Genomic DNA, 5,128 nt, shown 5'->3' with positions numbered 1-5,128 from the left:
TCGAACACGGAGCCGTTGCTGCGGTTGAACGTCGAGGCCCGCGACCGGGAAACCCTGGTCCGCGTCCGCGACGAGGCCCTGGCCCTCATCCGCGCCTGACGCATCCTGCGGGCCCGCGCTCCCGGCGCGGGCCCCCAACTCCAGCCCGGCCACGCCCGGCCACGCCCGGCCCGTTCGGGGAGGGGCTGAGGGCGGCGTGCCGTTCACAGACTGCAGATGGCCTCGGCCAGGTCCGCGCCGTAGGAGGCCCAGCAGATCACCGAGCCGGCATCGTCGAGCTGCCCCATGAACCACTCACCGTCGTGCTGAACGAGGCACAACTCGTGAAACGCGAGGATCACCTCGGGCCGGAGCGGCTCGTAGGCGCCCTGCCCGGCCACCTCGACGACCACGAGCCGATCGACGGGGAGCACGGCAGCGCTCGGGTCTCCGGAGACGGTGCGCACGCGTTCGATCGTCCATCCGGCGGGGAGTCCTGAGTTCACCGGCCCATGGTCTCAGCAGGGCGCCGCTGCCGGTAATCGGCCCTGCCACGCCCCGGCGGCCCGACCAGGCGGTGAGGGTTGGGCTGGGCGGGCGTCCAGCCGGCCTCTGCGAGCCCGCGCTTCCCGGCGGGGGCCCGCCGTTCCCGCTGCGCCGGCGTTCGAGGCGCGGGGTGGGGGGCGGAGCCTTACGAAGCCCCGGCGGAGCCGGTTCCCCTGAACCGGCCCCAGCGGTCCCGGCGCCCCTGCCGGGCCCGGTTGCCCTAGCCTGCCCAGCGGTCCCAGCGCTCCCGCCGGGCAGGCAGCCCCTTGTAGGCGTACGCGGCGGACATCAAGGTCATGTGGTGGTGCCAGCCGGGGAAGGAACGGCCCTCGAAGTCCAGGAGGCCGAAGCCGTCCGCCAGGACACCGAGCGTGGCGGCGGCCCGGCCCGAATGCCGGACCAGCCGCAGCAGGTCGTCCATCCGGTGGCGGCTCATGTTGGTGAGCCAGACCGCCCCGCCCGCCCGTGCACCGGTCCCCGGCCCCCCTTCGCCGAACAGACGGTACGTCTGCTGCCCGCCCGGCACCGCAAGGTCCGCGCCCGGTACCCGGACCAGTGCCGAGTGGATCCGCAGCCGCTGCGGGCGGCCGGCCGGGCCCGCGGGCGGAGCCGTGTACGGATGGCTGGTGTTGCCGCGACGGGCGAGCTCGCCCGCGGTGGTGACGCGCGCGGTCGACCGCACCGGCTCGCCCGCGTGCGCCGGCCCGGCCGCGCAGACGGTGAGGGCCGGCGGGACGGACACCAGGAAGTCGTGGCCGCGCCGGCCGAGCATGCCGATCAGCGCGGCGGCTGAGCCGAGGCGGCTGAGGTCGGCGACCACGGGGACCCGCACCGACGAGGTGCGGGCGGCCGTGGAGTCGATGAGCGCCAGGACCAGGGACTCCGGGCTCTGGTGGGCGACGTCGGGGGAGATCCGGGCCCGACGGCGCAGGGCCGGGTCGACCGACCAGGACTCGGGAAGCACCAGCCGCCAGTCGACGGGCACGCTCATGCCGTCGAGGGACAGGAAGAGGCCGAAGCCGAACTGGCAGTTGACGATGCGTCCGGCGACGGGGTCGAAGCGGCGGTGGACGCCGACCGAGTGCTCCCCCCGTTTGGGGAAGCAGACCTGCCCGATGGTCCAGGCATGCACGGGGTGGCGTTCCTCGACCCAGCGGAGCAGTTCCGCCCGAGCCGGATCCCACTCCCACGGGCTCGCGTTGATGAACTGCTGCAGGGACTGGGACGCGGTGGGTGACGTGGTCACGGACGCGGCGAGCCTGCGGACGGTCTTCTTGCCCGGGGTGGTCAGCAGGCCCTGTAAGTAGACCCGCGCCCATCTGCGTTGGTCGGCCCTCGGTAAGTGGCCGAAGAGGCGTTCCGTGAACTCGTCCAGGGCGGTACCACCGGTGGCCGGGGCTCTGGTCCTCGTGTGCGCTGTCATCTGTCGTCTCTCCCCTCCGGTGCGGACATCGGTCTGCGCCAAGACACGCAAGAGAATACAGAACGTTCGTTTTGTTTTCTAGCCGAAGTATGGCGCCCCCGACGCGACTTGGGCACGTTGGGGGTACGGCGTCGCCGCCCCCCGACGCGGGCGGCGCAGGACGGCGGGGCATGGTCGCTTCTTCGTCAAGTAGCCGTTGTGCGCGGTCGGCGCCGGGGTGACGCTGGAGGTCGCCCCCGTGCCGGGCGCAGGGGTGAGTGAGGAACGAACCGGATGGCAGTGGTAGTGCAGTGGTGAAGCAAGAGCGCGGCGTGCGCACCCGTAATCATCTGATCTCGGTGGCCGCCGCCGAATTCGACCGCAATGGATACGAGGGGACATCGCTTTCCCGGCTGAGCAGGTCGGCCGGGATTTCGATCGGAGCCGTCACCTTTCATTTCTCGGCGAAGGGGGAACTGGCCTCCGCCGTCGAGGATTCCGGCCGGGCCGCCACCCGCAGGGTGGTCGAGCGCGTGACGGCCCGCGGGGGACCGGCGCTGGACACCGTCTCCTCGCTCGTCCTGGCCCTCGGCCGGCTGATCGAGTCCGACGCGGCCGTGCGCGCCGCGGCGCGCCTCACCCAGGAACGCGTCGGCGCCGGCCCGGAGTGGTGCGGCTGCTGGCTCCCTGACGTGGAGGAACTGCTGGAGCAGGCCGCGGAGGAGGGGCAGCTCCATCCGGAGGTCGACCCGCGTCCGCTCACCCGGCTGACGGGTCATCTGGTCGGTGGTGTGGTCACGCGGGCCCGCCGGGACCGGGACGACCGCCCCGGCGCGGCCGCCGGCGAGCTCGGCGAACTGTGGTGCCTCATCCGGCGGCGCGTCGCGGCCCCGCCCGCGGCGGAAATGCCCAAGTAGGCGAGAAAGTGCGGGAATTCTGGCCGACGGAGCGAGGGCCCGTCTAGCGTCAGCGGCATGAATTCCATGCCTCCGCAGATAACCAAAGCAGTGATCCCCGCCGCGGGACTCGGTACCCGATTCCTCCCGCTGACGAAGGCCACCCCGAAGGAAATGCTCCCGGTGGTCGACAAGCCCGCCATCCAGTACGTGGTGGAGGAGGCGGTCGCGGCGGGGATGTCGGACATCCTCATGGTCACCGGACGCAACAAGCGTCCGCTCGAGGACCACTTCGACCGCAACTACGAGCTGGAGGAGGCCCTCCAGCGTCGTGGTGATCAGGACAAACTCAACAGCGTCTGCGCCTCCACCGAGCTCGCGGACATCCACTACGTGCGTCAGCGGGACCCCAAGGGTCTCGGGCACGCCGTCCTGTGCGCGGCACCGCACGTCGGCCGGGAGCCCTTCGCGGTCCTCCTGGCCGACGACCTGATCGACCCCCGCGATCCCCTGCTGGCCCGGATGGCCGAGGTGCGCGCCCGGCTCGGCGGCAGCGTCGTGGCCCTCATGGAGGTGGACCCGGACGCCATCCACCTGTACGGATGCGCCGCGGTCGAAGGGGCACCGGCCGACGGCGACGGCGTGCGCATCACCGAGCTGGTGGAGAAGCCGGAGCCGGGTACCGCCCCCAGCAACCTGGCGATCATCGGCCGCTACCTCCTCGACCCCGAGATCTTCGACGTGCTGCGCAGGACCAGCCCCGGTCGCGGCGGCGAGATCCAGCTCACGGACGCACTGCGCACCCTGGTCCGCGCCGGGCGCCCGGTGCACGGGGTGGTCTTCTCCGGTCGGCGCTACGACACGGGTGACCGCGCCGAGTACCTGCGCGCGACGGTCCGGCTCGCGTGCGAGCGGGAGGACCTGGGCCCCGAATTCCTCTCCTGGCTGCGGGAGTTCGTGCACGCGGAGGAACTCGCAGCGGTGTGAGGCCCAGCCGGTGGGCGACCGGGGAAGTTCCGCGGTCGCCCACCTGACCGGCCCCTACTCCGCCGACTTGCCCAAATCTCAACGGGGTTCGGCTGCCAGATTGGTTACCGAACGGTAGTTACGTAATTTCTTCTCCGGGCCCGGCGAACGGCACGGCGCCCCCGGCATCGAGTGCACGAAGGGAGGTGAACTCCATGGACGACCTGAACGCACGACACCCGGTTCAGCAGACCCCCCACTTCGCAGAGGTGCCGGTCGGTGAACTGCTCGCCGCGGATTCCCCCCGTACCGTCCCCGTGGACGAGAGCCACGCACAGGCCCTCGCGAACTCCGGGCGGGCGCTTCCGCCGCTGCTCGTGCACCGTCCCACGATGCGCGTCATCGACGGAACGCACCGCCTGCGGGCGGCCGTGCTGAGGGGCCGGGACACCGTCGGAGTGACGTACTTCGACGGCAGCCCCGAGGACGCGTTCGTCCTCTCGGTCGAGGCCAACATCAGCCACGGACTCCCGCTGACCCTGGCGGAACGGACTGCCGCGGCGTCTCGGATCCTGCAGTCCCACCCGGACTGGTCCGACCGCGGGATCGCCGGGCGGACCGGGCTGGCGGCCAAGACCGTCGCGGCGTTGCGCCGCCGGGAGGCTCCCGGGCACGACCCGCCGAGCCGCGTCGGCCTGGACGGACGCGTCCGGCCGGCCGATCCGGCGCGCGGCAGGGAGGTCGCGGCGAGGCTCCTCGCGGGCCGTCCCACCGCCTCCCTGAGACAGATCGCACGGGAAGCGGGTATCGCGCCGTCCACCGTGCGGGACGTGCGCCGCCGGATCGGTGAGGGCGAGGATCCCGTACCGGTGGGACAGCGGCGCTCGGGCAACACCCCCGCTCCGGCCCCGGTGACCGCCCGCGGCCGCGGCCAGCCACTGGCCGCACTGGTCACCGGTCTGTGCAAGGACCCCCTGCTCAGACTCAGCGAGGCGGGCCGGCTGCTGCTGCGCATGCTCGACCTCCAGGTGAGCGGGCTGCGCCAGCGGGATCGGATCGTCGCCGCGGTGCCCCCGTACCGCGCCGAGACCGCTGCCGCCGCTGCCGCGCAGTGCGCCCGCGACTGGCAGGAACTGTCGGAGGAGCTGGGCCGCCGAGCCTCGGCGGACGCCCGCGACTGAGCGGCGCTCCCCCCAAAAGTACCGGCCTTCCCTGCTGGAAGGCCTCCGTTCATGTGTGTTCGAAAGGAAGTCTGGCGATGTCGGTTGTCGAGGGTGCGCGGGTTGATGCGGGTGCGGGGGAGGTGCTGCCGGCCCGTTTGGACGGGCGTTTGCGGTTG

General features: G+C 72.4%; 6 protein-coding genes. 4 read left to right on the top strand and 2 right to left on the bottom strand.

The features are described from left to right. Positions 1 to 99: hypothetical protein (locus tag IH80_RS47040; RefSeq protein ID WP_158943839.1), on the top strand; the 99-nt coding region annotated here is incomplete at its 5' end. Between the two features lie 104 nt (positions 100 to 203). Here the strand turns inward: IH80_RS47040 and IH80_RS0137770 are convergent. Both IH80_RS0137770 and IH80_RS0137765 read right to left on the bottom strand, forming a co-directional pair. Beyond that, a complete protein-coding gene (locus IH80_RS0137770; protein WP_030966425.1) occupies positions 204 to 485 on the bottom strand; it encodes a hypothetical protein in 282 nt (93 codons plus the stop codon). 260 nt (positions 486 to 745) lie between these two features. Then, the gene (locus tag IH80_RS0137765; protein WP_030966424.1) at positions 746 to 1,948 is read right to left on the bottom strand and encodes a transposase; all 1,203 of its coding nucleotides are present in this window, start codon (positions 1,946 to 1,948) and stop codon (positions 746 to 748) included. Positions 1,949 to 2,259: 311 nt separating this feature from the next. On the opposite strand from IH80_RS0137765, the gene IH80_RS0137760 reads away from it, so the two are divergent. From IH80_RS0137760 to IH80_RS0137750, 3 genes are all read left to right on the top strand, one after another. Next, positions 2,260 to 2,844 (top strand): TetR/AcrR family transcriptional regulator, encoded by a 585-nt coding sequence (locus tag IH80_RS0137760; protein ID WP_234432530.1) that lies wholly within the window; start codon positions 2,260 to 2,262, stop codon positions 2,842 to 2,844. A gap of 57 nt (positions 2,845 to 2,901) precedes the next feature. Then, positions 2,902 to 3,810 (top strand): UTP--glucose-1-phosphate uridylyltransferase GalU, encoded by a 909-nt coding sequence (gene galU / locus IH80_RS0137755; RefSeq protein WP_030966422.1) that lies wholly within the window; start codon positions 2,902 to 2,904, stop codon positions 3,808 to 3,810. 194 nt (positions 3,811 to 4,004) lie between these two features. After that, the gene (locus tag IH80_RS0137750; RefSeq protein ID WP_051810358.1) at positions 4,005 to 4,970 is read left to right on the top strand and encodes a ParB/RepB/Spo0J family partition protein; all 966 of its coding nucleotides are present in this window, start codon (positions 4,005 to 4,007) and stop codon (positions 4,968 to 4,970) included. Positions 4,971 to 5,128: the final 158 nt, after the last annotated feature.

The organism is Streptomyces sp. NRRL S-378 (genome assembly GCF_000720645.1).
Classification (GTDB): Bacteria; Actinomycetota; Actinomycetes; order Streptomycetales; family Streptomycetaceae; genus Streptomyces.
This window is presented reverse-complemented; position numbering and strand designations above follow the sequence as displayed.

What these genes read in the sequence shown, in the direction of transcription:
- IH80_RS0137765 (WP_030966424.1), bottom strand. Translation starts at nt 1,948, where the DNA reads ATGACAGCGCACACGAGGACCAGAGCCCCGGCCACCGGTGGTACCGCC.
- galU (WP_030966422.1), top strand. Translation starts at nt 2,902, where the DNA reads ATGAATTCCATGCCTCCGCAGATAACCAAAGCAGTGATCCCCGCCGCG.
- IH80_RS0137750 (WP_051810358.1), top strand. Translation starts at nt 4,005, where the DNA reads ATGGACGACCTGAACGCACGACACCCGGTTCAGCAGACCCCCCACTTC.